The following is a 4,178-nucleotide window of genomic DNA, read 5'->3' as shown; positions in this document are numbered from 1 at the left end:
GACATGCGGAACTCCGTGTGGTTGGACTGGATGGGACGGTGCGGCCGCAGGGGCCTTGCACCACACCCACAGGCTAGCCACCATTGCGGACACCTTCTGTCCGCGATCGTCGCGCACACTGCCGCCATGCTCACCTCCTCCACCCGCCTGCTCAGCCTGCTGTCCCTGCTGCAATCGCGGCCACACTGGGCCGGCACCGCGCTGGCCGAGCGCACCGGCGTCCACCCGCGCACCCTGCGCCGCGATATCGACCGGCTGCGCCAGCTGGGCTACCCGATCCAGGCCAGCAGCGGCGTGGCCGGCGGGTACGCATTCCGGGCCGGGCGCGCCCTGCCCCCGCTGCTGCTGGACGACGACGAAGCCCTGGCCACGGCGGTGGCCCTGCGCACCGCCGTGACCGGCACTGTCAGCGGCATCGAGCAGACCGCGGTCACCGCGCTGGTCAAGCTCGAACAGGTCATGCCACCGCGCCTGCGTCGGCGGCTGGATGCACTGGGGTCGGCGATCCTGCCGCTGGGTCCTTCCGGCCCGGTGGTGGATGCCGGACTGCTGGCGTTGCTTGCCGGTGCCTGCCGCGACCAGTTGCAGCTGCATCTGCACTACGCCGACCGCAACGACCAGCCCAGCCAGCGGCGCGTGGAGCCGCACGGCGTGGTGCATGCCGAACGGCGCTGGTATCTGGTGGCCTGGTGCACCGCGCGCGAAGACTGGCGCACCTTCCGAATCGACCGCATCACCGCGACCCCGGTGGTCGGCGAGCACTTCAGCCCGCGCGCGGGCCCGGGCAACGGCGATCTGCGCACCTGGGTGGCCCAGTCGCTGTCGCTGGCGCACTCCAGCGAACCGGCACGGATCATCCTGCACGCGCCACTGGCGACCATGCGCCGGCAGATTCCCGACGCCGCAGGCGAGCTGGAACACGTCGACGCGCAACGCTGCCTGCTGCGCTGTAGCGCCAGTCCCTCGGGCGCCATCGTGTACTGGTTGATGGCACTGGACCTGGAGTTCGAGGTCCTGGGTCCACCGGCGCTGCAGGACAAACTGCGCGATGCTGGGCAACGGGTGGCCCGCAGCCTGGCACGCGGCGGCGGCTGAGACGCGCCGCGTTTGCCGCCCCCACGGCGCCATGCTAGAACTCCAGCCCCTGCCAGATGCGGATGGCACCGTGACTTCCCCCGCCACATCCAATCGCAGCCTGTTCGACCTGGACCTGCTGCGCGCCATCGTCACCGTCGCCGACTGCGGCAGCTTCACCACGGCGGCCGCGCGCCTGCATTCCACGCAGTCGACGATCAGCCAGAAGATCCGCCGCCTGGAAGACATGGCCGGGCATCCGCTGCTGGTGCGCGGCAACCGCGAAGTGCACCCCACCGATGCCGGGCAGACCCTGCTGGGCATCGCGCGGCAGATGCTGGCCCTCAATGAGCAGATGCTGCAGGCGCTGGCCGGGGCGACCGTGGCGATCACCGTGCGCCTCGGGGTGCCGGAGGATTTCGTCAATGCCCGCACCACCCGCCTGCTGGCCAGCTTCAATCGCCGCCACCCTCAGGTGAAACTGGAGGTCACCAGCGGATTGAGCCGGGACCTGGCCAATGGCTACGACCATGGCGAACTGGACCTGGTGCTCATCAAGCAACGCCGTAACAGCCGGCAGGCCGTGGCCTGCTGGCCCGAGCCGATGCGCTGGATCGACAGCGCCCGCAGTCCCTGCATCGGCCTGGACCCGATCCCGCTGGTGACCTTCCCGCCGCTCGGGTTGTACCGCGACGATCTGATCGCCGCCGTCGAGGCCATGGGCCGACGCTGGCGCATCAGCTTCACCAGTTCCAGCCTCAGCGGCATCCAGGGCGCGGTTGCCGACGGCATGGGCATCAGCCTCCTGCCCGCGCGCGCCACCACCAGCGACCATCGCGTGCTCACCCGGCGACAGGGCCTGCCGCCGGTTGAAAGCATGGAAATCGCCCTGTTGCACCGGCCCGGCGCCGATCCCCTGGTGGGCGAACTGGCCGCGCGCTTCGCACGGCTGCTCGATCGCGAACGGCGCTGAGCGCGCCACGCAGCACCGATCCCACTCTCCCACGACGAAGAGGATTCGACCGGATAGTGACGGCGCTCGCGAACTGAACATAGGAATCGTCGCAAATGCGCAAGGAAGCGGCATTGCCGCACAGCCAAGCGAGGAGAATTCCGAAACACTCTCCTTCGCGTGCTTTCCTTTGTCCAACAGCAAACAGATCCCATGAGCGGACAGGCCTCCCCCTGCACCCTGAAGATCGCCCTGCTCGACGACCACGACGTTGTCCGGCACGGCAGCTTCGTCCACCTGTCTTCCGACCCCCGTTTCGACGTCGTCGGCAGCCATGCACACAGCGACGACCTGATCGCCACGCTGGCGCGCGTGCCCGTGGACGTGGCGGTGGTCGACTACACGTTGGCTGGCAATGACCTGACCGGCAAGGACCTGCTGGCACTGCTGCGGGACCGTTTCCCTGCCGTCCGCCTGCTGCTGTTCACCGCGCACGCCAGCCGGGTGATGCTGTCGGCGGTGCTGCGCGCCGGCGCGGCCGGCATGGTGACCAAGACCGAGCGCCTGGACGCGTTGTCCAACGCCGTTGCCCAGGTGGCCACTGGCCAGTGCAGGGTGCCGTCGGAGTTCGGCCAGGCACTTCCCGACGCCAGCCTGTCACGCAGCGAACGCGATGTACTGCGGCTGTGCCTGTCCGGCCTGACCGTAAGCGAGATCGCCCTGCACCGCCATCGCAGCATCAAGACCATCAGCACCCAGAAGCAGGCCGCATTCCGCAAGCTGGGCCTGCGCAGTGATCGCGACCTGTTTACCCTGCGTCCGCAGCTGGCCCCGCTATGAGCGGCCGCTGGCATTGTCTGCTGGTGATCGCAGCGTTGGCCGCGCCCCTGTCCGCCGGCGCCTCGGCCACGCCGCGCACGGTGCGGGTGGCGCTCGATCCCGGCCAGTACCGCACCCTCTCGCGCGAGGCCATCCCGGGCCGCCACGCCAGCCTGGCGCATGGCTACGCCGCACTGGTGAGCGCGCGCACCGGGCTTGCCTTCGATGAACACATGGAACCGTCCAGCCGGGCGGCGGTGCAGGCGTTGTGCGACGAGCGCGCCGACCTGATGCTCATGGTCGGCCTGCCCGACCGCCCGCCGTGCCCGCTGAGCGCCTCGCCCGCCTACTACAGCGGCGAGGCGTTGCTGGCCAGTCGACACGCCCAACGCGCGCAGGTCACGCTGGGCGACGGCACGCCCCACCGCATCGCCGTGGTCCGCGGGAGTCGCTATGGCACCTGGCTGAGCCGGCATTACCCGCAATTGCAGGTGATCGCGGTGGCTGACCTGCCCGATGCACTGTCGGCGGTGGAAACCGGCGTGACCGACGCCGCGCTCGGGCTGGACGTGCTGATGCGGCCACTGGTGCGCCGCGAGTTCGACACCCTGCTGCTGCATCGCGCGCCCGACGACCTGCCGGCGACGATCCACCTGGTGGCGCGCAGCGCCGATGAAGGGATGATCAATGAGATCGACGCAGCGATGCAGGCGATCACCCCCCAGCAGCACGCCCAGGTGCTGCAGCGCATGGCACGCACCACCTACCTCAGCATTCCGCCGATGGGCACCCTGATCCGGCATTACCAGTGGCAGGCGCTGGGGGCGGGCGCCGCGCTGTCGCTGCTGCTGGCCACGGCCTTCTGGCTGCTGCGCACCCAGCAGTCGGCGCAACGCAGCGAGCGCCGCCAGGCGCACTTCATCGGCGTGATGAGCCACGAGGTACGCAATGCCGCGCAGGCGCTGGTGACGTCGGTGGACCTGCTGAGCCAGTCCGGCCTGGACCCCGGCCAACGCCAGCTGGTCAACGCGGCGCGCGCGGCAGGCAACGGCCTGCGCCATCTGCTCGGCCACGCACTGGACTACTCACGCATGGCGGCCGGGCACTTCCGGCCCGCGCCGGACTGGCACGACGTCCGGTTGCTGGCCAGCGACTGCGTTGACGCGGTGCGCCCCAGCGTCCACGCCAACGGCCTGCAGCTGTCACTGCGAACACACCCCGACCCGCTGCCGCTGCTGTGGATCGACGCCGCCGCACTCCGCCAGATCCTGAACAACCTGCTGGGCAACGCACTGAAATTCACGCCGCACGGCAGCATCGACGTCGCGCTGTC

Annotated in this window: 4 protein-coding genes; all 4 read left to right on the top strand. The window is 69.9% G+C overall.

Features of this window, described 5'->3' with window-relative positions:
- Positions 1–126 precede the first annotated feature (126 nt).
- Positions 127–1,095, top strand: a complete 969-nt coding sequence (locus DBR34_RS14850; protein WP_128097367.1) for a YafY family protein — start codon at positions 127–129, stop codon at positions 1,093–1,095.
- Between the two features lie 70 nt (positions 1,096–1,165).
- A complete protein-coding gene (locus DBR34_RS14845) occupies positions 1,166–2,047 on the top strand; it encodes a LysR substrate-binding domain-containing protein (protein ID WP_258223963.1) in 882 nt (293 codons plus the stop codon).
- 192 nt (positions 2,048–2,239) lie between these two features.
- Positions 2,240–2,866 carry a response regulator transcription factor gene (locus DBR34_RS14840; RefSeq protein WP_128097365.1) on the top strand — a complete coding sequence of 209 codons (627 nt, stop codon included), beginning with the start codon at positions 2,240–2,242 and terminating at the stop codon, positions 2,864–2,866.
- Positions 2,863–4,178: transporter substrate-binding domain-containing protein (locus DBR34_RS14835; protein WP_128097364.1), on the top strand; the 1,316-nt coding region annotated here is incomplete at its 3' end. The genes DBR34_RS14840 and DBR34_RS14835, both read left to right, overlap by 4 nt.

Source organism: Stenotrophomonas sp. HMWF003 (assembly GCF_003061285.1).
GTDB lineage: Bacteria > Pseudomonadota > Gammaproteobacteria > Xanthomonadales > Xanthomonadaceae > Stenotrophomonas > Stenotrophomonas maltophilia_AP.
The sequence above is the reverse complement of the archived record's forward strand: the minus strand, read 5'-3'. Positions and strand labels throughout refer to the sequence as shown.

What these genes read in the sequence shown, in the direction of transcription:
- DBR34_RS14850 (WP_128097367.1), top strand. Translation starts at nt 127, where the DNA reads ATGCTCACCTCCTCCACCCGCCTGCTCAGCCTGCTGTCCCTGCTGCAA.
- DBR34_RS14840 (WP_128097365.1), top strand. Translation starts at nt 2,240, where the DNA reads ATGAGCGGACAGGCCTCCCCCTGCACCCTGAAGATCGCCCTGCTCGAC.